At 33.6% G+C, this 24,535-nt stretch carries 23 protein-coding genes and 1 pseudogene; 19 read left to right on the forward strand and 5 right to left on the reverse strand.

The window, feature by feature from the left end; all coding sequences use genetic code 11:
- The first annotated feature begins 147 nt into the window (after window positions 1–147).
- From ACLBWW_RS23365 to ACLBWW_RS23375, 3 genes are all read left to right on the forward strand, one after another.
- Window positions 148–1,680, forward strand: coding sequence for an SMI1/KNR4 family protein (locus tag ACLBWW_RS23365; protein WP_431121931.1), 1,533 nt, complete (start codon window positions 148–150; stop codon window positions 1,678–1,680).
- A 165-nt stretch (window positions 1,681–1,845) separates the two neighbouring features.
- Entirely contained in the window at window positions 1,846–3,156 is a 1,311-nt protein-coding gene (locus tag ACLBWW_RS23370) for a phytoene desaturase family protein (RefSeq protein WP_048546829.1), read from the forward strand.
- The gene (locus tag ACLBWW_RS23375) at window positions 3,134–4,003 is read left to right on the forward strand and encodes a sigma-70 family RNA polymerase sigma factor (RefSeq protein ID WP_098222817.1); all 870 of its coding nucleotides are present in this window, start codon (window positions 3,134–3,136) and stop codon (window positions 4,001–4,003) included. The genes ACLBWW_RS23370 and ACLBWW_RS23375 overlap by 23 nt, the downstream gene beginning before the upstream one ends.
- Before the next feature lie 35 nt (window positions 4,004–4,038).
- Here the strand turns inward: ACLBWW_RS23375 and ACLBWW_RS23380 are convergent, their stop codons facing one another.
- Window positions 4,039–4,197, reverse strand: a complete 159-nt coding sequence (locus ACLBWW_RS23380) for a hypothetical protein (RefSeq protein WP_001100983.1) — start codon at window positions 4,195–4,197, stop codon at window positions 4,039–4,041.
- 302 nt (window positions 4,198–4,499) lie between these two features.
- On the opposite strand from ACLBWW_RS23380, the gene ACLBWW_RS23385 reads away from it, so the two are divergent.
- The 3 genes from ACLBWW_RS23385 (at window position 4,500) to ACLBWW_RS23395 (ending at window position 7,378) form a co-directional block, all read left to right on the forward strand.
- The gene (locus tag ACLBWW_RS23385; protein WP_098047835.1) at window positions 4,500–5,093 is read left to right on the forward strand and encodes an O-methyltransferase; all 594 of its coding nucleotides are present in this window, start codon (window positions 4,500–4,502) and stop codon (window positions 5,091–5,093) included.
- A 314-nt stretch (window positions 5,094–5,407) separates the two neighbouring features.
- Window positions 5,408–6,520, forward strand: a complete 1,113-nt coding sequence (locus tag ACLBWW_RS23390; protein ID WP_000137411.1) for a toxic anion resistance protein — start codon at window positions 5,408–5,410, stop codon at window positions 6,518–6,520.
- A 24-nt stretch (window positions 6,521–6,544) separates the two neighbouring features.
- Window positions 6,545–7,378, forward strand: coding sequence for a DUF3974 domain-containing protein (locus ACLBWW_RS23395; protein ID WP_000008384.1), 834 nt, complete (start codon window positions 6,545–6,547; stop codon window positions 7,376–7,378).
- A 55-nt stretch (window positions 7,379–7,433) separates the two neighbouring features.
- On the opposite strand, the gene ACLBWW_RS23400 is transcribed toward ACLBWW_RS23395, so the two are convergent.
- The gene (locus tag ACLBWW_RS23400; RefSeq protein ID WP_098633830.1) at window positions 7,434–8,993 is read right to left on the reverse strand and encodes a glycoside hydrolase family 10 protein; all 1,560 of its coding nucleotides are present in this window, start codon (window positions 8,991–8,993) and stop codon (window positions 7,434–7,436) included.
- 226 nt (window positions 8,994–9,219) lie between these two features.
- Here ACLBWW_RS23400 and ACLBWW_RS23405 point away from each other — a divergent pair, with 226 nt between their 5' ends.
- From ACLBWW_RS23405 to ACLBWW_RS23450, 10 genes are all read left to right on the forward strand, one after another.
- Entirely contained in the window at window positions 9,220–9,525 is a 306-nt protein-coding gene (locus ACLBWW_RS23405; protein ID WP_000865895.1) for a PTS sugar transporter subunit IIB, read from the forward strand.
- A gap of 11 nt (window positions 9,526–9,536) precedes the next feature.
- On the forward strand, window positions 9,537–10,820 hold the full coding sequence (locus ACLBWW_RS23410) for a PTS sugar transporter subunit IIC (protein ID WP_098123780.1): 1,284 nt from the start codon (window positions 9,537–9,539) through the stop codon (window positions 10,818–10,820).
- A 78-nt stretch (window positions 10,821–10,898) separates the two neighbouring features.
- Window positions 10,899–11,165, forward strand: coding sequence for a hypothetical protein (locus ACLBWW_RS23415; protein WP_447614270.1), 267 nt, complete (start codon window positions 10,899–10,901; stop codon window positions 11,163–11,165).
- 22 nt (window positions 11,166–11,187) lie between these two features.
- The gene (gene anmK / locus ACLBWW_RS23420; RefSeq protein ID WP_098681664.1) at window positions 11,188–12,336 is read left to right on the forward strand and encodes an anhydro-N-acetylmuramic acid kinase AnmK; all 1,149 of its coding nucleotides are present in this window, start codon (window positions 11,188–11,190) and stop codon (window positions 12,334–12,336) included.
- A gap of 18 nt (window positions 12,337–12,354) precedes the next feature.
- A complete protein-coding gene (locus tag ACLBWW_RS23425; protein ID WP_098079281.1) occupies window positions 12,355–13,254 on the forward strand; it encodes a BadF/BadG/BcrA/BcrD ATPase family protein in 900 nt (299 codons plus the stop codon).
- A 134-nt stretch (window positions 13,255–13,388) separates the two neighbouring features.
- Window positions 13,389–13,937: a glycerol-3-phosphate 1-O-acyltransferase PlsY gene (plsY, locus tag ACLBWW_RS23430; RefSeq protein ID WP_048546841.1), complete on the forward strand. Its 549-nt coding sequence runs from the start codon at window positions 13,389–13,391 to the stop codon at window positions 13,935–13,937.
- Between the two features lie 69 nt (window positions 13,938–14,006).
- On the forward strand, window positions 14,007–15,590 hold the full coding sequence (locus tag ACLBWW_RS23435; protein WP_048546845.1) for an aminotransferase class V-fold PLP-dependent enzyme: 1,584 nt from the start codon (window positions 14,007–14,009) through the stop codon (window positions 15,588–15,590).
- An 86-nt stretch (window positions 15,591–15,676) separates the two neighbouring features.
- On the forward strand, window positions 15,677–16,678 hold the full coding sequence (gene tdcB / locus ACLBWW_RS23440; RefSeq protein ID WP_447614271.1) for a bifunctional threonine ammonia-lyase/L-serine ammonia-lyase TdcB: 1,002 nt from the start codon (window positions 15,677–15,679) through the stop codon (window positions 16,676–16,678).
- A gap of 241 nt (window positions 16,679–16,919) precedes the next feature.
- The gene (locus tag ACLBWW_RS23445; protein ID WP_048546849.1) at window positions 16,920–17,390 is read left to right on the forward strand and encodes a MarR family transcriptional regulator; all 471 of its coding nucleotides are present in this window, start codon (window positions 16,920–16,922) and stop codon (window positions 17,388–17,390) included.
- Window positions 17,391–17,598: 208 nt separating this feature from the next.
- Window positions 17,599–18,834 carry an MFS transporter gene (locus tag ACLBWW_RS23450; RefSeq protein ID WP_048546851.1) on the forward strand — a complete coding sequence of 412 codons (1,236 nt, stop codon included), beginning with the start codon at window positions 17,599–17,601 and terminating at the stop codon, window positions 18,832–18,834.
- 273 nt (window positions 18,835–19,107) lie between these two features.
- On the opposite strand, the gene ACLBWW_RS23455 is transcribed toward ACLBWW_RS23450, so the two are convergent.
- Window positions 19,108–19,437 carry a YkvA family protein gene (locus ACLBWW_RS23455; protein WP_048546852.1) on the reverse strand — a complete coding sequence of 110 codons (330 nt, stop codon included), beginning with the start codon at window positions 19,435–19,437 and terminating at the stop codon, window positions 19,108–19,110.
- 240 nt (window positions 19,438–19,677) lie between these two features.
- On the opposite strand from ACLBWW_RS23455, the gene ACLBWW_RS23460 reads away from it, so the two are divergent.
- A complete protein-coding gene (locus tag ACLBWW_RS23460; protein WP_048546853.1) occupies window positions 19,678–20,364 on the forward strand; it encodes an MBL fold metallo-hydrolase in 687 nt (228 codons plus the stop codon).
- Between the two features lie 43 nt (window positions 20,365–20,407).
- Here the strand turns inward: ACLBWW_RS23460 and ACLBWW_RS23465 are convergent, their stop codons facing one another.
- Window positions 20,408–21,199, reverse strand: coding sequence for a hypothetical protein (locus ACLBWW_RS23465; protein WP_098633827.1), 792 nt, complete (start codon window positions 21,197–21,199; stop codon window positions 20,408–20,410).
- Between the two features lie 29 nt (window positions 21,200–21,228).
- Between ACLBWW_RS23465 and ACLBWW_RS23470 the strand changes: the two genes are divergently transcribed.
- Both ACLBWW_RS23470 and ACLBWW_RS23475 read left to right on the forward strand, forming a co-directional pair.
- A complete protein-coding gene (locus ACLBWW_RS23470) occupies window positions 21,229–21,492 on the forward strand; it encodes a hypothetical protein (protein ID WP_098633826.1) in 264 nt (87 codons plus the stop codon).
- A gap of 78 nt (window positions 21,493–21,570) precedes the next feature.
- Complete coding sequence (locus ACLBWW_RS23475) at window positions 21,571–22,947, forward strand: DEAD/DEAH box helicase (RefSeq protein ID WP_098123790.1); 1,377 nt, start codon at window positions 21,571–21,573, stop codon at window positions 22,945–22,947.
- Between the two features lie 1,314 nt (window positions 22,948–24,261).
- Here ACLBWW_RS23475 and ACLBWW_RS23480 read toward each other — a convergent pair.
- Window positions 24,262–24,474 (reverse strand): annotated as a pseudogene (locus ACLBWW_RS23480) (hypothetical protein).
- Between the last annotated feature and the right edge of the window lie 61 nt (window positions 24,475–24,535).

Raw genomic sequence — 24,535 nt, forward strand, 5'->3', positions numbered from 1 at the left:
TTGCTGCTCTTCGTTTGTAAAGTGATAAAAATGTTCATTTGAATGCACTATAATTACAAGAGTTTCATTGCGAAAAAAGGTGCTATTAATTACAATTAATGTAAAATGTAGCGCTTTTTAATTTGGAGTACAAGGGGAGTGCAGAAAATGAACCATACTATTTTAAAAGAGTTGGAAGTTGAATTGAAAAATTACTTTCAACCGTTTTTGAATGCACCTGCAACAATAGAAGAAATTCAATATGCCGAAAGTGAAATGGGAATTGCGTTTCCAGATGAATTACGTAATCTTTATCTTGCACATAACGGTGAGGATAAATCAGGACCAGGGTTGTTTTTTGGTTTGCCATTTCTCTCGCTAGATGAAGTTTTGGATGAGTGGAGAATATGGAAAAGAATTGAAGAGGATGATTTTTTTAATTTTGATGCATTTTCAATACCAACAGAATATATTAAGGAAAGATATGTGAATCACAATTGGATACCTATTAGTAAAGATTATGGCGGTAACAATTTAGGAATAGATGTTGATCCAGATGAAAAGGGGAAAGTGGGACAAGTTATTAATTTTGGACGAGATGAAGAAGTGAAATATGTAATTGCAAATAGAATTTCGGATTTGTTACTATTTATTTTACAAACGCTAAAAAATAAAAATTTCACCATTCATCAAGAGGAAGATTATTTATATTGGAGTTATGGTGCTAATGATAATATACATTTTTTAGACGCTTTATTTAATATTGAATTACCTGTTTTACAGCCCCAATTTATATTTCAATCTGAAAATAACGTTAATGATTGGTACGATAGTTTAGATGAGAATTGGAGATATATAGTGGGTGCATTTGAACGAGCAGACAGGTTTATTAGAGAGAAGAGATTATATTTAGCTGGAAATGGATTAGTAGATATTAGTCCATTACAAATGTGTACAGAAGTGAGAGAACTAATTTTATCCGGAAATGAAATTCAAGATTTAGCAGGATTAGAACGAATGAATTCTTTAAAGAAGTTATATTTAGTTAATAATCCGGTTCAAGATTTAACGCCAATCATACATCTAAAACACTTACAAGAAATGAATATAAAGAATACGAAGATAAATAATTTATCGGAACTTGTAGAAATGTCATCATTAAAAAAATTAAATATTACACATACTAGTATTCAAGATTTTTCGTTGCTACCGCAGTTTCAAAAATTAGAATCGCTTTCTGTACATATTTCAAATCATGAGCAGCTCTATGCGATTTCGAAAGTAGATAATTTAAAGCATTTATATATTTTAGGTTTAGAGAATGTTAGTGAATTGGATTTGCTTGTTTTGCAAAATTTAAATAAGTTAATCACAATTGAATTTGAAAATAGCATCATTGCTAATTTAAATTGTTTTCAACACAATGCGTCAATTCAAAATATAAAATTGACAGATACAAAGGTAAAGGATGGAGCGGCATTAGGTAAAATGAATGGGCTAAAGGAATTAGAATTAGATGGCGCAACAATTGATAACCTTGAAACGATTTGTTGTTCGCATTCATTAGAAATATTTACAGGAACGTTTGAACAATTTTTTATGTTAAAAGACTTGTTTGATAGAAATATAGATTTTTCAAAAATAATTGGAGGAATGAGTGAAGAAGAAAGTGAAATTTGGCACCAGCATGTAATTGAATAGAAAATAACATTATTATGTAAACAAGTTTGTTTGTAGAAGGTGTAACTGTTTGACAGTTGATACTGCAATAAAGTGGTTAGGTGAAATAAATTATGTGTAACTGAATGTCACATCCCCCCTTAATCGTTCGTCTTGTATGTAAAACGGATAAGGAGGGATTTTATTATGAAAAATTTTGATGTAGCAATTGTTGGTGGTGGGCTTGCTGGATTAACAGCATCTATATATTTAGCGAAAGCTGGAAGGAAAGTTATTGTATTAGAAAAGTCCAGTCACTTCGGCGGTCGAGGGATGACTATAAATAAAAACGGCATTTGTATGAATCTTGGTGCACATGCTTTATATAGAGGTGGAGAAGCGTTTATAACTTTTAATGAGCTAGGAGTAAATCTTCCAGGTGGAATCCCATCTACAAAAGCAAATGGAATGTGGAAAGGGGATATTTATACCATTCCAACAGATTTTCGCTCTATTTTATCAACACCGTTACTTTCATGGTCTGCAAAAGTACAGTTCGCTCGTCTTATGATTCATTTAGGAAACTTAGATGTAGGAAAAGTTCCGAAAATAAGCCTAACTACATGGGCAGAAAATGAAATTAAAGATCCAATGGTTCGAAATATATTTTATGCATTATGCCGAACAACAACATATACGTATGCTCCTACAATACAATTAGCATCTTCCGTACTAAAGCAAATACAGCTTTCTATGAAAGAAGGAGTACTTTATGTAGATGGTGGTTGGGAGACGATAATAACAAATTTAAGAGGAATAGCGAATACTAGTGGTGTACAATTTCTGGCTAAAAAGCATGTTTTAAAAATAGAGCATTGTGAAGGAAAACAAAGAATACATTGTTTTGACGATGAAGTATTTGAAGCAGGGGCAGTTATTGTAACAACTCCACCGAAAGAGGCATGTAAAATTATAAAAGGTACAGAAGGAACAAGTTTGCAAAAATGGAGTGAACAATCTATACAAGTGACCGTGGCAGCGTTAGATATTGGTTTAAAACAATTACCGAATCCTTTACATCATTTTGCATTGGGATTAGATCAACCTATATTTTTCACGAATCAATCGAGAGCAGCTAAATTAAGTGAAGATGGATCAATTGTAGTGAGTCTAATTAAATACCATAACCCTGTACTAGAACTGAATCATATTCAAGAAGAGAAAGAACAGTTAGAAAATATGATGGAATTGTTACAGCCGAATTGGAAAAGAGAAGTTGTTGCACAGCAATATTTACCGAAAATAACGGTAGTATATGATTTTCCTCATGTTGACCGTGTTGAAAAACCAGGCCCTAACATACCTGGAATGCCAGGTGTTTATGTTGCAGGAGATTGGGCTGGGCATGATGAAATATTAGCTGATGCTGCGGTGGCAAGCGGAAAACGTGCAGCATTACACATATTAAAGCAATCCGAAAGTGAGGCAGTTCATCATGGAAACGGAGCAATTATATGAAACGTATCAATCATTATTATTTTCGTTAGCATATAGAATCCTTGGGAGTGTTATGGATGCTGAAGATATCGTCCATGACGTATTTATATCACTTAATAATATGGAGGACGTTCAAACTATAGAAAATATGAGAGCATATTTATGTAAAATGGTAACAAATCGCTCAATTGACAAATTACGTTCGGCAGCACATAAACGGAACGTATATGTCGGAATGTGGTTGCCAGAGCCATTTGTGGAAGAGGTTGATGATCCATCAGAGTCATTTGTAATAAAAGAATCAATTTCTACGGCATATTTATTACTTTTACAACAATTGTCTGAGGTAGAGAGAGTTGTGTTCATATTAAGAGAGGTTTTCAGTTATGAATACGAAGAAATCGCTTCAATTGTAGATAAGAGTAGTGCGAACTGCCGAAAAATCTTTCAACGTGCACGAAAAAGTATTTTGGATAAGCCGAAGCAGTCAACATTAAGTACGAAGAAGATGGCTGCCTATGTGGAAAAGTTTGTATCATCATTACAATGTGGGGATGCGCAAGGCATGTTAGAAGTATTAAAAACAGATGCGATACTAAAAGCTGATGGTGGTGGCAAAGTTACAACTGCAATTCATCCAATTTATTCTGCAGATAGAATTATACGTTTATTCTTTGGAATTGGGAAGAAGTTACCGGAAGAGTACAATGTTGATTATAAGATGGTAAATGGTGCCCCAGGTGTTATTGTTAAAGTAAATAATAAAGTGACTTATGTACTTTCATTTACATTTGAAAATGAGAAAATCTCAAACATTTATATGATGGTTAATCCTGAAAAACTTATGCACTTAAATGTAACGGTATAAAAAAAGACGCATTTCTTTAGAAGTGCGTCTTTTTTTTATTTCTCTAACATTTCAAGAGGTACATCTTTTTCGCCTGCTACCTCAAATTTAATTTCCCCATCTTCTTCATAAATACGTGAAATAATCGGTATAGTAATCATTAATTTTTTATGCTGTTTGCGCTTTCGAGCAGCATCTAAGCTAATCACGTTCATTGTAAGCATCCTTTCTTCTAGAAATATATAAACAAAAGAAAATGCGTCCGGAAAGGGCGCTTAATTGAATTTGAAATACCGATTCATTTAATTGGGGTTTATATGATTTAACAACTGCAATTGAATTAAAAATAGTATGAATGGAATAATTGCACGTAGAAATTAACTTTACCAAAAAACGAAACAATATGCTATAAAAAAATTCAAATCTTTGTCATATAACGAGAAAAAGGATTTCGTTTCGCATATAATGAAAGTAGACGGGCAGCAAGAGCTTTTTCATCATATTGCTTGGAAAGGCGATGAAAAGAATGGATACGTTAGATTCATTATTATTTCAACTTGAACAATATGGAGAAGAGCATGATCGAAACAAAAAAACACGGGAAGAAAAATTACGGAATATTTCACGTGAGATGGGGCAATTTTTATCAATTTTAGTAAAAGGATGTAGCGCAAAAAGCATTTTAGAAATTGGAACTTCTAATGGTTATTCTACATTGTGGTTAGCTAGCGCGGTAGAAGAAACAAATGGAAATGTAACAACTGTAGAGCTTTCTTCAGAACGAGTTGGAGAGGCACTAGTCAATTTTGAAAAGGCAAACCTTTTACAAAGGATTGATGTTCATAATCAAGAAGCAGGGGCATTTTTAGATGTGCAACTAGATCATTCATTTGATTTTATTTTCCTAGATTCAGAGCGGACGCAATATATGTGGTGGCTTGAGCATATAAAACGCATTTTACAACCAAAGGGTTTTCTTGTTGTTGATAACGCAACCTCTCATGCAAGTGAGTTAGCCGAGTTTAGAAAAATGATTGAAGAAGATGAAATGTTTGAAACGGTGTTATTAGCATTTCAAAATGGAGCATTTGTAGCGCTTAAGAAGAGTTAGGATTGAGCGTAATATAATTATCACATTGAAAAAGGTTGTATGTCAAAAGATTGAGTACAGTAGGATGGGAAGGACGTAATTTATATACGTAACATACGAAGAATCCGCCTTCAGCATGTTGTTCTCTAGGTCTTAAGTCTGAGGAAAATAATGTTGAGAACAGGTATACTTATACTAAGAAACAGGGAATGACTGCATAAACAGGCATTTCTAAAAAAATCGATTTCAAGCAGTTAGAATGTATATGAAATACGATATAATAGATGAAATATAGTGCATATAAATTCGCACATATAAATAAAGGAGCGATTTTGTTGACTGAACTCGAGAAAAAAGAACCTGTATCCATTGTGAAAGATAATAATGTAGAAGTAGTAGTAGATACAGTTATAAAAGATCAAGAATTAGAGGAACTGAATAAAGAAGCTGATCTTTATGTACAAAAATTAAATAGCGAGCAAAATACGGATTTATCAAAAGTATTGTCACAGCTAGGAGATTTAGGGGATAAAGAGCAACAAGCAGCAGGACAAACGTTATCAGCATTAAAACGTCCTGTAACAGCGATGATGAATGGAAAGAATGAAGAAATTCCAAATACATTGTTAGAATTACGCAAAGTGGTATCAGAGCTTGATCCGAATTCATTAAAAGCAAGTGGTATGAAGAAAATTATGTTTAAAGTATTCAAGAAAAATCCACTTGAAACATACGTGCATAAATATCAATCTATAGATAAACAAATTGAAGAGATTATAAGATCCCTTCTAATTGGTCGTGACAACTTACAAGAAGATACAGTTGGTCTTGAAATGCTTAAAGAACAATCGCATGATAAAATTCACGCTCTTGATAAACAAGTATACTTAGGCAGAAAACTCGCTGGTATGCTGGAAGCTGAGAAACAAAATCCAGAACGCCAAAGAGATATTCCATTAATTAACGATGCATTAGAAAAAATTCTAGTACGTACACGAAATATGCAGCAAGCGAAAAGTGTACTATTACAATCTATCGCATCTGTAGACATTATTAAGAAAAATAATGAAAAGTTAACAGAGGCAATTCGTAATGCAATTACGATGACGCAAAACGTTGTAACAGTTTCAGCTGCTATCCAGCTAGCGTTAACAAATCAGCGTAAAACAATTGATGCAGTGAATGCGACAAATGAAGCAATTGAATCAATGGTATTAAGTAACTCACAAGCATTAAAACAAAATACAGAAGAGACAACAAAACTTCTTGAAAATCCTGCTATTAGCATGGATAAATTACGTGAATCATTCCAAAATGTATTTGCTGCGATTGAAGCTTCTGAGAAATCATCAGAACGTATTATCGAGTCAAGTAAGAAGTTTGTAGTTGAATTAGACACATTTAATGATGAAATGAAACAAAAACTCATTCAGCGTCCAAGGAAATAACAGACTTTTAGAGGAGGTGAAAAAATGAGTTTCATTCAAACAGTATTAGTACTATTGGGTACATTGCTTTTAATCGCATTTACTGTCGTTGTTTTAGTTGTATATTTCGGACGTAAACTGTATTTTTCATGGACGAAACCATATAAAAGAGCACATGATTCTTTAGATAAGTTATCGAATAAATCATTACCGTTTCTACAAGAATTTACACAACACCCACTCTTTTATCGCTGGATTCGTACGGAAGGAAAGAAAGAACAATATACATTAAACACTCTTTTCTGTGCATCGGGTCAACGTACGAGAGAGCAAGTATTCTCAATGTTACCGAAAGAAAAACAGAAAAAAGTACATGTAATGGCAAAAACAACGAAAAAACTTACAAATGAAGATATTGATGTAGCGGCGATGAAAGTAAAAGATTTTTTAAGACAAGAAACGCAGCAAACAGTAAAACCATCAGACCTTTCATTTTATAAATTGTATTTTTATGATCGATATCCAGATGCATTAAATACAATTCAAACGTATAAACGATCAATAAACCCTTCATTACAAAGAACGGTTGATGAAATTACAATTTCAGTATTAAATGCCTTGCCGTATTATCAGGAGCAACGTATGTTTGAACAACAACATAAACTTGAAACGTTCTTAATGAAAGATTTAACAGCGATGCTATCGTTAGTCGTACAATTACCACCTTCACAACGACCAGAAAAAGAAGAAGAATTAAAAATCTACTTGCAAAATTTCCAAAAAGAAATGGAAGTTGTCGAGCGAGATATTCGTGACTCGATTGATCACGATTTGAATGTGAAGATGAGAGCAGCGACTGAGAAGTTTAAAAATAAATAAAAAAAGCGCCTTAAAGCTATAGTTCTTAGCTTTTAAGGCGTTTTTTTATTAGTTGTTATTTTGCTTTAACGGTTGTATGACTAGAAGCAACACTTTCATTATGCAATCGATCAACTGCAGTTACTACATACGTATACGTTTCTCCAGAAATAGCGGTTTTATCTACATAAATTTCTCCAAGTTTTGTTTTTCTTACAGTAGTAAGTAAATGTTTCGGATTTTCTATATCCACTTCATTTTTGCCATTCACACGGTAAATGGCGTAATAAGCAGAATCATTCTCTCTATCATCAATGATACCTACAGCAATACCTTCATCTCTTGGAATAGCACCTTTTAAAGTCGGTTGTTTTGGTGGATCATGATCAAGCCAAGGCATAGGTGGGATTAATGCAGGATGTTTATATATGTCGTTTGTGAGTCTATCTTTAACCCCTAGAGGATTGTTATTCATATCTTTTAAGCTGAAATGCATACTACCTTTTATTTCAGGATATAACCGGTTTAATGTAATTTGTCTTGGATATTCTTCAGGATCAGACCAAGCGGGGACAGAATTATTATTAATTTTATAGGCTGCCTGACCGATGTATAGGTGAATCGGTTTATTATTTGTTTCTTTTACCCACCAATCTACTAATATGTCATATGCAGCTGGTGTGAAACCAATATTCCAATATATTTGCGGTGTAATGTAATCAATATAACCTTTTTGTATCCATTCACGTGTATCAGCATAAAGGTCATCATAGTTTCTTTGACCTGCAGTTGTGTTAGACCCAGTTGGATCGTCAGCTATATTTCGCCATACGCCGAACGGACTTATGCCAAACTTTACGTATGATTTTTCTTGTTTTATAGCAGTATTTAAACCTTTGACAAGTTCATTTACATTGTCACGTCGCCAATCCTCTATATTTGTAAATTTACCTTTATTATATGTTTCGTACGTTTTTTGATCGGGGAATTGTTCACCCGCTACTTTATATGGATAAAAATAATCATCCATATGTAATGCATCAACATCGTAATTTTGTACAATTTCTAAAGCACCTTCTGTTATAAATTTTTTCACTTCTGGAATACCAGGGTTGTAATATAATTTCCCACCATAAGGTACAACCCAATCCGGATGCTGTTTTGCAGGGTGATTATTCGATAATCGATTTATATCGGTGTGATTCATCGTTATTCGATATGGATTAATCCATGCGTGGAATTCTATATTTCTTTTATGCGCTTCTGTAATCATAAATGCGAGTGGATCATATCCAGGGTCTTTTCCTTGTGTCCCCGTAATGTATTCAGACCAAGGACCGTAATTGGAAGGATAAAAAGCATCAGCAGTTGGTTTAATTTGTACAACGACTGCATTCATACCAGTGTTTTTTACATCGTCTAATAATCTAATAAACTCTTGTTTTTGATTTGCGATAGGTAAGCCAGTTTTTGAGGGCCAGTCAATATTAAGTACAGATGCAATCCATACAGCACGTAATTCGTGTTTTTTATACGTAGTATTTACTTCAGCGTAAGTAGAGTGAGGAGAAATGAAAGAGAAAGGAATAAAAAAGATGACGATACAACATATCACTAATAAACGTTTCATGATTATTTATACGCCTCCCTATTATATGGTTAGCTAATATGATATCCGAGGTGAGGTTGTACTTACAATTGAGAAAAATAAATATTGAAACATTAATTTAATAGGAAAAATATTTTTACTGAAATTTACTTTCAATATAACTAAATTCTTTTACTTCTTCATATGCTTGTTAGTAAAGTGAAACTTCCTTTCATCCGAAGGGGATAATTTATAAGTATAGGAGGATTAATAAATGAAGGTTTTATTCGTTTGTTCTGGAGGGATGTCCAGTGCAATTGTTGTAAACGCTTTAAAAAAAGAGGCGGAGAAAAAAGGTGTAAACATGGAAGTCCATGCCATTGGAACAAGTGAGATAGAGGAAGAAGTAAAAAATGGCTGGGACGTTGTAATGGTTGCACCTCAAGTAAGACATAGATTTGACTCTGTTAAAAAATTCGCAGAAGAGGAATCTATCCCGTGCGGTATCATACCGCCACAAGCATACACGCCGCTTGGCGGACCGACTTTATTAAAAACTGTAAATGATTTAATTAGTTAGGGGGAAGCGTTATGAATAAATTTGTCACGTTTCTTGATAGAAACTTATCTGGACCGATGGCAAGGCTTTCTGAACAGAGGCATTTACAAGCAATCCGTGATGGAGTTATTTCAGCGTTACCATTTATTATTGTAGGAAGTTTCTTTTTAATCGTAGCATTTCCACCATTACCGAAAGATAGTTTCATATCTGTTTGGGCATTAAAAAATCAAACAAGTATATTAATACCATATCGTTTAACGATGTTTATTATGTCTTTATATATAGCATTTGGAATAGGATATAATTTAGCGAAAAGTTATAAGCTAGATGCTTTATCAGGAGCACAGCTTGCAGTATGTTCATTACTATTAACATTAACGCCTGAATTAATTGATAAAAAAGGGTTTATGCTTCCGATGACAAATCTCGGGGGTCATGGATTATTCGTGACAATGATTGTTTCTATTTTATCAGTTGAGATATTAAGATTTTGTAAGACGAAAAATGTAATGATTAAAATGCCAGAACAAGTACCGCCGTCTGTTTCACGTTCGTTTGAAGCACTTATACCTGCTGCATTCGTTATTATTTTAATGAGTTTAGTAACTGTCGTTTTTAGTATTGATTTACATCATGTAGTTGATAAATTAGCGGCACCGTTAGTAAAAGCTGGTGATAGTTACTTCGGTGTAATCATTCCAGTATTTTTAATTACATTTTTTTGGTCATTCGGAATTCATGGTGTGTCGGTTGTTGGAACTGTTGCCCGGCCATTATGGGAAGTATATTTAGGGAAAAATGGTGAAGCAGTTGCTAGTGGCGCAAATCAGTTACCATTCATTTCACCAGAACCATTATACCAATGGTTTATATGGATTGGTGGTTCGGGCGCAACGCTAGGACTTGTATTAGCTATGATTGTATTTGGTAGATCGAAATATTCGAAAGCATTATCGAGAAGTTGTATTGTACCTGGTATTTTTAATATTAATGAACCTGTTATTTTTGGATTGCCAATCGTACTAAACCCAATATTAATTATCCCATTTATCATTACACCACTAGTAACAGCAACTATTGCATACTCAGCAACTGCGATGGGGTTTGTTACACCAACACATATAATGCCTCCATGGACATTACCAGCTCCAATTGGTGCATATTTAGCAACAGGTGGGGATTGGAGAGCGATTGTACTCGTATTTATCAACATAACAATTTCATTCCTTATTTATTTACCATTCTTTAAAATGTACGACAAAAACATGCTTGAAATTGAGAAAAATGGTGATGGGGGATCTGTTAATCCGTAAGTTTTATATTTTATTTTTGAGTGATAGGCATTTTGTCTATCACTTCTTTCACATGAAGTCCAGAGAGGGTGAAATGGAATGAATATAAAATTTAGTTATAAAGGTGTATTTTTATTATTATTTGGAGTGATATGTGCGAATTTACTTTTCGTACCTTTATTAAGAATGCTACATTTATCACAAATGTATAGTATATGGCTCGTTACAAGCATTGCGGCAAGTATTTTGCTTACAGTAGTTGTTTCTTTCATTGATGGATCGCTTGCATCAAAAACTCATTTGTTTTTTAGATTTATATTATTTTCGATCGGTTGTACGTTTATAACTTACATGATTGTTTTTTAGTAAAGGGGAGGTCATGCATGCTATGTATATTGCAGGGATTATGTCCGGTACTTCATTAGATGGAATAGATGTAGCACTCGTTCATATAGAAGGGAGTGGTGTAGGCTCTAAAGTTGAACTCATCCATTTTACTACTGTGCCATTTTATAATGATATGAAAAATGAAATCCAGCAGGCATTATCAATAGAAAATTCAAATGTACAACTTATATGCAGTTTAAATTTCAAACTCAGTTTATGCTTCGCAGGTGCTGTAAAGGAAGTTTGTAAAGAGGTCAACTTTCCTTTGAAACAATTAGATTTAATAGGTTCTCATGGACAAACGATTTATCATCAGCCAAAGCAAGATGGTAATATGATTCCTTCCACATTGCAAATTGGAGAACCAGCAGTTATAGCATATGAAACGAATACGACGGTTATTTCTAATTTTCGAACGATGGATATCGCAGCAGGGGGGCAAGGTGCACCACTTGTACCATATTCAGAAATCATTTTGTATCGTCATCCAACTAAAAATAGATTACTACAAAATATTGGCGGGATCGGTAATGTTACAGTAATACCAAGTCACCAAAGTGATAAAAGCGTTATAGCTTTTGATACTGGTCCAGGTAATATGGTAATGGATGAAGTATGTCAAAGGCTATTTCAGTTGTCATATGATCAAAATGGTAGGATTGCAAAACAGGGAGTAGTTGTAGATGAAATATTGACCTATTGTATGAATCATCCATTTTTGAAAATGAATCCACCGAAATCAACTGGTAGAGAACAGTTTGGAGAAGAATTTGTCAGTGAGTTGTTGAAGCAGTATGAAAAGCATAGTAAAGAAAATATATTGACGACTGTCACGATGTTTACAGCAAGTTCAATCGTTCATCAGTATAAGGAGTTTATTCTGCCGTATTATGAAATCGATGAGGTGATTTTAGGCGGTGGCGGCAGTTATAATCGTACACTTGTTGAAATGATACGGTATGGATTGAAGGATGAAAAATGCGCCATATTCATTCAAGAAGATATAGGCTATTCTTCAGAGGCGAAAGAAGCAATCGCCTTTGCCATTTTAGCAAACGAAACGTATCATCGTAATCCGAGTAATGTGCCAAGTGCAACAGGTGCAAAGCAATCTGTAGTTTTAGGGAATATAACATTCCCTCCAATTTGAAGAGAATGAGGCGAACATATGAAATATATGATTGGAGTAGACGGCGGGGGAACAAAGACAGAAGCAATTGCATTTAATCAAGACGGAAGTGAACTTGAAAGGGCTACGAGTGGTTTTGGAAATATATTAATAGATTTTGAAGAAGCACTTTTTCATATTATGGAAGCGATTGATCAATGCCAGAGAGGGTTATTAAATGGGAATTGCGTGTGTATTTGTTTAGGATTAGCGGGTGTAAGTGGAGCAAATACGAATGAGTTAACATTACGTCTAAAAAAGAAGTACGGAACACAAATTGAAGTTTTTAATGACGCAACGATTGCTCATGCAGCTGCTTTAAAAGGAAAGGATGGGATTTTAACAATTGGCGGTACAGGTGCGATTTGTTTAGGAAAGAAAGGAGAAGTGTACGAGTATAGCGGTGGATGGGGACATATTTTAGGAGATGAAGGAAGCGGATATTGGATTGGGTTACAAGGTTTAAAGAGAATGGCAAATCAATTTGATCAAGGAGTTCCACTTTGCCCACTAAGCTTAAGAATTCAAGAAGAGTTTCAACTTTTGACATTGTCTCATATAAAAAGACTAGTATATAGTTTTTCAAAAGATAAAGTTGCAGCAATCGCACCATTCATTATTGAGGAAGCGAGAAATGGGAATGATGACGCACGTGAAATTATGGTGCAAGCGGCTACGGAATTAACGAGAATTACGGTGAATATTTACAATAAGATGCAGTTTGATTTATCAACTTCAATTGCAGTAAGTGGCAGTATATTACGTTTCGTTCCTGAAATATATGCTGAATTTAAGAAATGCTGCGAGAAAAGTATGGGAGAAGTTATATTTGTATCACCATCAGAACTAGCAGTGAAAGGAACCTATTACTTAATGAAGAATTTATATTTTAATAAATAGCTACATGAGAATTTTTGTATGATTTGTAAAAATATGATGTTAAAATGTATAAAGGGATGTAAAGTAAGAAAAGTACAATATACATAGTCATTGAATATTGTATAAGTACTCCCATGTAGAAAGTGAATGATTACATGATTAATAGTATGCAATTTTTGTATTTGGTGGCTTCTTATTTATTTGGAAACATATTGACCGCTTATATAGTGACGAAATGGAAACATAATGTTGATATTCGGCAGGAAGGAAGCGGTAATCCTGGCGCAAGAAATATGGGGCGAGTATATGGAAAAGGGTATTTCGTCGCTACATTTTTAGGTGATGCGATCAAAGGGGCAATCGTAATTTCTATTGCAAAATACCTTTTTGAAGATTCTACATTTGTAATGTTAGCTTTACTGGCTGTTTTACTTGGACATATTTACCCGATTTTATTTAAAGGCAAGGGTGGAAAAGGCATTTCAACATTTATTGGAGGATTAATTGCATTTGATTATTTGATAACGCTTACCCTTGTTGCTGTTTTCATTATATTTTATTTAATCTTTAAAGGATTTACTAAGCCAGGACTAATTACAATCGCTTGTTTACCAGTCTGCATGATTTTGTATTCTTACTCTATTGTTACGACTATATTAAGTGCACTTATCATTGTACTTATTTTATATGTAAATCGAGAATGAAATGAACTTTTTATAAGTGGAGTTAATCTCCACTTATAATTTTTATTAAATACATAAAGGAGAGAAGGCATGGGGTTAATTTATAAAGTTGCTGATCAAGCTTGGGAATTTGAAAGTATACATAAGTTGAATTATAAAACATTTGTAGAAGAAATTCCGCAACATGAAGAAACGAAAGAGCGTGTTCGTATAGATCGTTTCCATGAAGAAAATACATATTTAATTTGTTTAGATAACGATAAGTTAGTAGGTATGGTTACATTGCGAGGAAAACGACCATTCTCGTTAGATAATAAAATTCCAAATCTAGATTATTATTTGCAAGAACATGGAGAAAACGTATATGAAATTCGTTTACTTTCAGTAGAACGTGAATATAGAAATGGAAGAGCGTTGTTAGGTTTAATTCGCTTTTTACATCGTTATTTGCTTCTAAATGGATATGAATTGGCACTCATTTCTGCTACAACACGTGAACTACCTCTATATGAGCAAATGGGATTCAAATCTTTCCATACGTTAGTTGGTACAGAAGAAGCAGCCTTCCAGCCAATGTATGTTACCCCTGCTCTGTTTGAAGCATCGAGTGTTGGGGGAATTATGACGAAAGAATATACGTTTTTACCTGGTCCAGTAGATATTGAAGAAAATGTTCGAAAGGCATTTTCTACTAAGCCTATTTCGCATCGTTCTAAGTCATTTCAAGTGACAATGGACAATGTGAAAAAACGGTTACTTCACATGACAAAAGCAAAGCATGTACAACTTATGTTAGGAACAGGGACGTTAGCAAATGATGCTATTGCTTTACAGTTACGTTCTTTAAAAGGGAAAGGACTAGTATTAACAAATGGGGAATTTGGTAATAGATTAGTTGGACATGCAGCACGCGCGCAATTACATTTTGATACGTATAAAAAAGAAATGGGAGAACCGTTTATTTATACCGAATTAGAAAAAATAATGGGAACTGGCGATTATGAATGGCTTTGGTTTGTTCACCATGAAACATCAACCGGAATGTTAAATGATTTAGACGAGCTAAATGTTTTAAGTAAAAAGTATAATGTGAAGCTATGTGTAGATTGTATCAGTTCGATTGGAGCAATACCGATAGACTTGAAGGATGTATATTTTGCAAGCGGTGTTAGTGGAAAGGCAATTAAATCGTTTACTGGATTATCTTTCGTTTTTTATAATCATAATGTGAAAGTAAACGAGACATTACCGGCCTATATGGACGTTGGTATGTACGAAGAAAATGAAAGTATTCCATATTCTCATTCGTGGAATTTAATTTATGCACTGCAAGAAGCATTAAAGAGATTTGAAGATGCAAAAGCATTTGAAAAAATAAACGAGACGTATGCATATATTGAACAAACTATTACCAATATGGGTTTAAATCTTGTTTCACCTAAAGAACATGCCGCGCCAATTATAGTTACCATTCAATTAAATGAAAATCAGTCTTCTAAGGCGATTGGTGATGCGTTAGCGTTACAAGGATACATTGTTCATTATGAGTCATCTTATTTACAAAAGAATAATTGGATCCAAATTGCATGCCTGAATCATTACAAAGAACGTGATATGAAGAGGATATTGAATTGTTTACAACTGTGTGTATTACAGAGTGAGGTACATATATAAAGACTTTTTCTTAATATAGTTGGTTTCGTATAAAGGAGTTGCTACATACGAAAACTTAGGAATAGACCATTGGAAGAGGTGTTAGTATGATAACTAAAAAACTACCGTTACATATAGATGATATTAAAAAAGCTCAAAACATTTTAGACAGAAATGCTCGTAAAACGCCTTTAGTAAAATCATTTTATTTGACTAGTAAAACAGGTGGAGAAATTCACTTGAAATTAGAAAATATGCAATTAACGGGTTCTTTTAAATTTCGAGGTGCATTTAATAAAATGTCACAGTTGACAGATCAAGAAAAAGAGAGAGGAGTAATTACTTGTTCCGCTGGTAATCATGCACAAGGAATTGCTTTATCTGCTCATTTACTTGGTATTAAGAGTAAAATTGTGATGCCAATTTCTGCCCCTCAGGCGAAAGTTGAAGCAACTAGAGGATATGGATCAGAAGTGATTTTATACGGTGAAACTTTTGATGATGCAAAGGCAAAATGTGAGGAGATAATAAGGGAAACAGGTGAAACATATTTACATCCATATGACGATGTAGAAGTAATGGCTGGTCAAGGTACGATTGGTTTGGACATTCTTGATGATATGTGGGATGTTGATACTGTCATTGTACCAATTGGCGGAGGTGGCATTATTTCTGGTATTGCAGTTGCATTAAAATCTTTTAATCCATCCATTAATATAATTGGTGTCCAAGCAGAAAATGTTCATGGGATGAAGGCATCTTATGACAAAGGTACAATTGTAGAACATTATGAGGCGCCTACTATAGCAGATGGTTGCGCAGTTAAAATACCAGGCGATTTAACTTTTGAAGTTGTAAAAGAATTAGTAAATGATATTGTAACAGTGTCAGAAGGTGAATTAGAAGTAGCGATGAAAGACTTATTACAACGTGGAAAAGCTGTTGTAGAAGGTGCTGGTGCATTAGCTACTGCTGCCCTACTTGCAGGGAAAGTGGATACATATATTAAAGGGAAAAAAGTAGTCGCGGTTATATCTGGTGGGAATGTAGACTTGCAGCGCATTTCCAGTGTTTGTGAGCAATTTTTTGTAGCTAATGAAGTGAAATAGTATTTAAAAAACATAAATTTTATGAAAGAAGAGCTAAGAAAACTAGTCTTAGCTCTTACTTTTTATCTAATGTGTAGTACAAGTTTTAATACACATGCCTTATTTTCCGTATAGTGAATTATTTTATTTAAGCGTCTATTTTCATTTATAACTCAAATAATTATATCAATATTGTCGAAACGGAAACAGAAATTTAATATAATGGTCTTAACGTATGAATGAGCGGTTAGGAGGATAGACCATGAATAAGGAAGAACAGGTCATGAACGGTTTCAGGGAATTATATAATAAGATGGTTTGGCTTAATAAGGATAAGATGGAAGTAGGTCTTAAAGGTTTTAAGTCTTCTGAAGTACATTGCATTGAATATATTGAAAACAATGCAGATTCTAACGTGACACAACTTGCAGAGGCTTTTTATGTGACTCGCGGTGCAATAAGTAGAATGACTAAGAAGCTCATAAAAAAAGGCCTTATGGAAAGTTACCAGAAATCAGATAATAAAAAAGAAATCTATTTTAGGCTTACTGAACAAGGGAAAGAAATATATAAAATTCACGAAGAGTTGCACAATGAGTTTCAAGAGAGGGATAAAGCCGTATTTGAGCAAGTAACCGAGTCAGAATTCGACAGTATAATTAGCTTCGTGGAAAAGTATAGTAGGCATTTGGATGCAGAAATAAAGAAACAAGGTATACATATTAAGTCGTAATAAAGTTGAAGCATTCGGGCATTAACGGGTAGTTAATCCCGAAAACGAACTTAATTGCTCGTTAATCCGGGATACATTTATATAATAAAAAGGTAGCCTGCTCACAGTAAGGCTACCTTTTTATTATTGTATTTTTGTTGACTAATCAACAAAACAGAGTTAATATTTTGTTGACAAAGCAACAAAATATTTTAAGAGGAGAAGTTAAATGTCTATATTTAGATCACAAAATGAAAGTGAAACTGAAAAAAATATTGATAAACATGCTTTAATATTCGGCCTTATTTCTGTATTTCTTTGTGGAATAGGTTTCAGTATCATACTGCCTGTTGTTCCATTCTTAGTGCAGCCTTATATAAGTAGTCCGGAAGAACAGGCTCTAGTTGTTACGCTACTGACCTCTGTTTATGCGGTTTGCGTATTTTTTTCTGCTCCTGCACTCGGAGTTTTAAGCGATAAATATGGCCGTCGTCCATTACTTTTAATATGCCTTTTCGGTTCTGCAATCGGGTACTTAGTTTTTGGTGTAGGAGGTGCTTTATGGGTACTATTTGCTGGACGCATAATTGAAGGTATAACAGGCGGGAGTATAAGTACAATTTTTGCATATTTTGCAGATATCATTCCTCCAAAGCAGAGAACGAAGTATTTTGGGTGGGTGAGTGCAGTGGTAGGTGCAGGAACCATTATCGGACCAACTCTTGGGGGATTACTTGCAAATTTTGATCATTCTGTACCTTTATATTTCGGAGCGTTCATAACTTTATTAAATGTCTTATATGGGATGAAATATATGCCTGAGAGCCTAGACAAAAATAATAGGTTAAAAGAGATTAATGTTGTAAGGTTAAATCCTTTTGTACAGCTTGCAAACATACTTTCCATGAAAAACTTAAAATGGTTACTCATCTCAGCGTTTTTACTATGGATACCTAACGGATCTTTACAAGCAATTTTCACACAATTTACGATGGATACTTTTAGCTGGAAGCCTGCACTAATCGGACTTATGTTTTCAATTATGGGCTTTCAAGATATCATTTCACAAGCTTTTATAATGCCAAAACTTTTGATCAAGCTTACTGATAAACAAATAGCAATACTTGGGATGGTTTCGGAGATTATTGGATACAGTTTTATTGCCGCATCTGCTTTATTTTCCCTATATCCGCTTCTAATCGTTGGGATGTTACTGTTTGGTTTTGGTGACTCGATTTTCGGACCTTCATTTAATGGGATGCTTTCAAAGTCTGTCGATTCTAGTGAACAAGGAAGGGTTCAAGGCGGTAGCCAATCTATTCAAGCTTTGGCAAGAATGATTGGGCCAATTATTGGAGGACAAATCTATGTATCACTTGGTCATGCTGCACCTGCTTTTATGGGGATGATGCTTATAGTAGTGGCAATAGCAGTTTTGTATAGGGGGACGCATGTAACTGTATAAACTATCTGCACTAATATGGTCTTTCTTTATATAAGGATGTCTCTACGGGAATCTTTCCTGAATGAATTGAATAACAGATAAATATAAGAACAAATAATAGGGTGTCAGAACTTAGAAACAAGTACTGGCCCCTATTTGTTTACGGCTTGAGAGCTAAGAGAAATTAAGAATTTATGCTGTAATGCTCTCATGATGAAGCTTAAATAGAACTATCAATAATTAAAGTTAGCTTTTTTGAAAGTAAAAAGCTAGGTAAATGACTAGATAGTTTCATTATACTTGTGCTGAAGTAAATAATGACTCCATTTTTACTTTGCTCTTCTCTCGAATTTCAGCGTCCGCATGGCGCATTACAAATTTATGCGCTATAGCAATTGCTAAAACATCATCTAATAAGCCAATCCCAATAATAGCAGCTATATCTGGAATGAAGTCGATTGTTAATACGTAATAGGTTAAAGCGGCTAATATTATGAATTTCGCTTTAGTAGGTAACCCTTTTTTTCTCATTGTGTAGTATAAAATAATACTTTCATATACGCTAGATTTCCCGAGGTTTGCGGAGCTTTTTTTGAATTTTTTCCAAAGTGTCTGTTTCTCCATAGTAACACTCCTTTTACAAAAACATAGATTTTTTAAAAGGATAGACAAAAAAGTGAAGAAGTAATCAATTTTATTATTTATCTTATTGTATATTTCCATAAAAATAAGGAATTACCTGTTCAAAATAATAGAATGTTTGTTATGTAACGACTCATAGTGTTTCGTTACATAAGTATGTACAGTAAAATGTATGTGGATGATTTATTAGCAAACATCTAATAAAGGGTATGGGGGAAAAAAGTGAAGATAATAGAACTACCAATTGAATTTGAATTTAATGGGGCAAAACAATGTATATATCCGAGCTTACTTATATTAAACAAGGAATTAACTTTAGTAGATACAGGTTATATAAACTTTTTACCTTTAATTGAAGATGCAATTGTAAAACATGGGTATGAGATGAAAAACTTAAAAAATATAATTATTACTCATTATGATGACGATCATATAGGATCTTTATATGATTTCAAAGTGAAATATCCTCACATTAATATTATTGCTAGTGAAATAGAATCTAACTACATTAGTGGTGAAATAAAATCGGAGAGACTAGTTCAAGCTGAAGAAATGTTAGAACATATGCCAATTGAAGAGAAAGAATTTGGTGAATGGTTTATACAGCAATTAAAAAATATAAGACATATTTGCGTCGATGAAAAAGTAAGTGATGGTCAAATGATTTTAAATGATGAATGTCAAATAGTAGCGACGCCAGGACATACTTCGGGGCATATTTCATTATATTTTCCGGACTTAGAGTGTGTAATCACAGGGGATGCGGCAGTTCAAGATAATTGTGAATTAGTAATAGCTAATCCGAATTTTTGTTTAAATATAGAAAAAGCGGAAGAATCTTTAAAGAGAATAAAAAACCTTAAAGCAGCAACGTATTATTGTTATCATGGAGGAAAGCTTACTGTATAAAATAATAAAAAACGATCTTTCCTATATCGAAAAGATCGTTTTTTTAATTCATAGATTCTGCAATTTGAATTAAATCCTTTACGTTATATTTTCCTTTTATATAGCGTTTGTTACCAATTGCAATTGTATATTGAAAACCATTCTGCTGAAAGATAAGCTCATATGCTGAATCAAAATGAGGATTATATAATGCTTTTATATTATTTTTTAAGCTGTAGAACTTAGCTCCCCTAAGTGAATAGAAGTATAATTTGTTTTGAACTGGTGAAACAGTGATTTTAAAAATCCCATTAATATCTTCATTGTAGTATTGGAGGTTTAAGTAATCGTTATAGATGTACCCTTGAAATTCGTGAATTTCGAACGGGAATTTTGTAGGAGTAAGTATATGTTCCTTACACTTCATTTCATATTCTTTTACAGTAGTAGCTTCTTTCATAAATGGATTCGTTCCATCATAAATTTGATTAATTTGAGATATTTTATTATTCTTTGTTACTATTTCTAAAATGCAACCGATAGTAAATCCATCATCAGTGTCTTTGGAATAAGAAATAAGGATTGTGGTATCTTCTTTTGGAGACGGTACTATTTTAATTTCATGAATTTGTTTATTTGTTTGGAAAGTAGGTAGTTCAACCCCTTCTGTTACATATGACCTCATTAATTTTTTATCATTTTTGAGTATAGCATGTTTGAATTCAATTATTACATCTGTTTGAGATTTCGCCATTATAATTGTGGTGGATTGAAAATATAGTAAGAAAAATACGCAAAAAATCTTTATGAATGTATTGGTCAATTTTATCACCTTGTAACTATGTTTCCTTAACATTGAAATATATATGTGTAGGAGGGGAGAAGATGAGTTTATTGCTGGATGTAATAATGGACATAATTTTATTTTATCCTCGAAATGATATGAAATTAAAATATCATATTGCAAAATTAAGCAAATTTGAGTGGTTTCGAAGGCTACACGAAGATACAAAGTATACAAGACTAATTTGGAGTAATAGAAAAATTAAAAAGTTCATTTTGTCTACTACTAACATGGAAGCATTAATAAAATCAGAGAAAAAACAAAAAGAATTTATCCAACTAGTACACGATGAATATAAAAAATAAGATAAGAATTTTTTTATTTTTCATATTTGGCGAAACAAATGGTACAATGAAAGCTAATGTGAAAAATAAGGAAAAGAAGTGGTCTATTTGAAAAACTTTTTAGAATTAGGAATTAGTGAAACTTTTAATCATACATTACGTGAAAATGGAATTACAGAAGCAACACCAATTCAAGAGCAGGCAATTCCAGTTATTATGTCAGGTAAAGATATTATTGGGCAGGCGAAAACAGGAACGGGTAAAACGTTAGCATTCGTGTTACCGATTTTAGAAAAAATCGATCCAGAGTGTAGTGATGTTCAGGCTTTAATTGTTGCACCAACAAGGGAACTAGCACTGCAAATTACAACTGAAATTAAAAAAATGCTTGTTCAAAGAGAAGATATTAATGTACTAGCGATTTATGGCGGGCAAGATGTAGCACAGCAATTGAGGAAATTAAAAGGCAATACACATATTGTTGTCGCGACACCAGGACGATTATTAGATCATATACGTCGTGAAACAATTGATTTAAGTAATCTTTCAACAATTGTACTAGATGAAGCGGATCAAATGCTTTATTTCGGTTTCTTATACGATATTGAAGATATTTTAGATGAGACACCTGGTAGTAAACAAACGATGTTATTCTCAGCAACGATGCCAAAAGATATTAAAAAATTGGCGAAACGTTATATGGATGAGCCGCAAATGATTCAAGTACAAAGTGAAGAAGTAACGGTAAATACTATTGAGCAGCGTGTCATTGAGACGACAGATCGTGCAAAGCCAGATGCACTTCGTTTTGTTATGGATCGTGATCAGCCATTTTTAGCAGTTATTTTCTGTCGTACAAAGGTTAGAGCAAGTAAGCTTTATGATAATTTAAAAGGACTAGGTTATAATTGTGCTGAACTTCATGGTGATATACCTCAAGCGAAACGTGAAAGAGTCATGAAGAGTTTCCGCGAAGCGAAAATTCAATACTTAATCGCAACGGATGTAGCAGCTCGTGGACTTGATGTAGATGGTGTAACGCATGTATTTAACTTTGACATTCCTGAAGATGTAGAAAGTTATATTCACCGCATTGGCCGAACAGGACGTGCAGGTGGATCAGGTATTGCAATTACGTTCGTTGCAGCGAAAGATGAAAAACATTTAGAAGAAATTGAAAAAACGCTTGGTGCACCAATACAAAGAGAAATAATCGAACAACCGAAGATAAAACGTGTAGATGAAAATGGAAAACCGGTACCAAAGCCGGCTCCGAAGAAATCAGGCGAGTATCGTCAAAGAGATAGCCGCGAAGGTTCAAGAAGTGAATCAAGACGTGATTCGAGAAATAGCTCGAGAAGTGATTCAAGAAATAGTTCGAGAAATAGTTCTAGAAATGAAAATAACCGATCATTTAATAAGCCAAGTAATAAAAAAGGTAGTACAAAGCAAGGTCAGCAAAGACGTGGCCGTTAAATAGTTATAATTGTAAAAGAGTCGCAAAATATTGTGGCTCTTTTTTTGTTTGTATACAACAAGGATGATGACAAGAAAAAAACAAAATTTCATTCGCCGCATTTGAAATTTATAAAGGAAATTTTATAGTCCAAAACCATTAGTGCAAGGGTATTACTATCATTCAGCAGAACACTTTGGTTAAAAGAAAAGGTATTGAAGCGAGCGAGTATTTTTATTATACATTCCGCAATTATTGAAATAGAACAAGAGAAGTTTATGAAGGATTAAACTCGTATTGGTGTACGATCGTTGGAAACTGGAAAACTAATTTGTTAGTTTTGATCGATGAGGAACTCGAGAAGCACCACTGCCATCCTTATGGGGAATTTGCTTACGACGACGATGAAGGTAATGTAGTGATAATATGCGAAATAAGAAAAAAGGACTAGCAGTCGTACCTGCCGTCCTTTAATAGGAGAAAAAGTAATCTTGTTTAGAACTACGCATAAACAGAAAATCTGCTTGTAATTAGTTTTACCCTAAATATACGTGTCTATACAAAAAAGGGATAAGTAAAAAATACTTATCCCCGGAAGGGAAATCCCAAGCACCAAAATGGCTCGTATTGGTCTGCAGGTTCAAAAGTAGTATATGTAAAATGAAAAATCTCATACAAAAAGCAGACAACGATTTTGGTTGTCTGCCAGTGAGTTCAATGAGTTAGCTAATTGTGATAATTTGCATCCCCATTGCGAGAAGAGTGAAGCTGCTAGTTCAAACAGCTTGTTGGTATTATTTTCGATTTCTTAAAAAATATACATCAAAAGAAAGAGGTATTAGCCATGGACACGGCGGCTTGAAAATAGTATGTATTTTTATTTGAAAAATATTCAAGGGGTGAAGAAACATGGAATGTTTAATAAAGGTGTTTGTTTTATTAATCAGTTAATTAATAAAACAAAATAGTTATTTGGGAGAAAGGAAAAATGAATATGAGATGAATTGAAGCTGTTGAAAAATTACTTGAAGTGATGAAAGAATGCTTTTGGAACGGAATATCTTTAAAGGGTGAAGCTAATGATTTTAATATTGAATCTTGGCTGATTGAAGAAGCGACGCGTAAAACAAAATAAAGATTTCATTTTGTAGCAAAGGGGAATAGATATGTGTACTTATTGGGGAAAAGTAGATAAAGAGTTCTTTAAGAGGCAAGAACCGGAACAAAATAAAAGAGCAGCTAGCAAAAGCTAACTGCTCAATACAAGGAGATACAGAGAAGACTACTTTACATGAATGTTGGCATACATCCTACATTCAGTATTGACCGAATATTTATTTTAAATTCAATTTATTTAAAGTAAACATCCCAACAGATAAAATGGTTGCGCCTGCTACAGAACCTAGCCAGTCTCTCCAGCCTAATGTATTTAAAGATGCATCTGTTAAATCCGTAATTAAGAAGATAGCAAACATTAATACACCAAATGCTAAGCATCCCTAAAATGTTTGCAAATATTTAATCATCTTCTTTCGGAACTTGCTCATATAAATCACCTTTATTAATAATTTATATTTTTATAAATAAATTATCACATATACAAAAATT

Source organism: Bacillus sp. M5A3_1b (genome assembly GCF_053345335.1).

Coding starts and splice junctions, on each gene's coding strand:
- ACLBWW_RS23365 (WP_431121931.1), top strand. CDS start 148: ATGAACCATACTATTTTAAAAGAGTTGGAAGTTGAATTGAAAAATTAC.
- ACLBWW_RS23370 (WP_048546829.1), top strand. CDS start 1,846: ATGAAAAATTTTGATGTAGCAATTGTTGGTGGTGGGCTTGCTGGATTA.
- ACLBWW_RS23375 (WP_098222817.1), top strand. CDS start 3,134: ATGGAAACGGAGCAATTATATGAAACGTATCAATCATTATTATTTTCG.
- ACLBWW_RS23380 (WP_001100983.1), bottom strand. CDS start 4,197: ATGAACGTGATTAGCTTAGATGCTGCTCGAAAGCGCAAACAGCATAAA.
- ACLBWW_RS23385 (WP_098047835.1), top strand. CDS start 4,500: ATGAAAAGAATGGATACGTTAGATTCATTATTATTTCAACTTGAACAA.
- ACLBWW_RS23395 (WP_000008384.1), top strand. CDS start 6,545: ATGAGTTTCATTCAAACAGTATTAGTACTATTGGGTACATTGCTTTTA.
- ACLBWW_RS23405 (WP_000865895.1), top strand. CDS start 9,220: ATGAAGGTTTTATTCGTTTGTTCTGGAGGGATGTCCAGTGCAATTGTT.
- ACLBWW_RS23410 (WP_098123780.1), top strand. CDS start 9,537: ATGAATAAATTTGTCACGTTTCTTGATAGAAACTTATCTGGACCGATG.
- ACLBWW_RS23415 (WP_447614270.1), top strand. CDS start 10,899: ATGAATATAAAATTTAGTTATAAAGGTGTATTTTTATTATTATTTGGA.
- anmK (WP_098681664.1), top strand. CDS start 11,188: ATGTATATTGCAGGGATTATGTCCGGTACTTCATTAGATGGAATAGAT.
- ACLBWW_RS23425 (WP_098079281.1), top strand. CDS start 12,355: ATGAAATATATGATTGGAGTAGACGGCGGGGGAACAAAGACAGAAGCA.
- plsY (WP_048546841.1), top strand. CDS start 13,389: ATGATTAATAGTATGCAATTTTTGTATTTGGTGGCTTCTTATTTATTT.
- ACLBWW_RS23435 (WP_048546845.1), top strand. CDS start 14,007: ATGGGGTTAATTTATAAAGTTGCTGATCAAGCTTGGGAATTTGAAAGT.
- tdcB (WP_447614271.1), top strand. CDS start 15,677: ATGATAACTAAAAAACTACCGTTACATATAGATGATATTAAAAAAGCT.
- ACLBWW_RS23445 (WP_048546849.1), top strand. CDS start 16,920: ATGAATAAGGAAGAACAGGTCATGAACGGTTTCAGGGAATTATATAAT.
- ACLBWW_RS23450 (WP_048546851.1), top strand. CDS start 17,599: ATGTCTATATTTAGATCACAAAATGAAAGTGAAACTGAAAAAAATATT.
- ACLBWW_RS23455 (WP_048546852.1), bottom strand. CDS start 19,437: ATGGAGAAACAGACACTTTGGAAAAAATTCAAAAAAAGCTCCGCAAAC.
- ACLBWW_RS23465 (WP_098633827.1), bottom strand. CDS start 21,199: ATGTTAAGGAAACATAGTTACAAGGTGATAAAATTGACCAATACATTC.
- ACLBWW_RS23470 (WP_098633826.1), top strand. CDS start 21,229: ATGAGTTTATTGCTGGATGTAATAATGGACATAATTTTATTTTATCCT.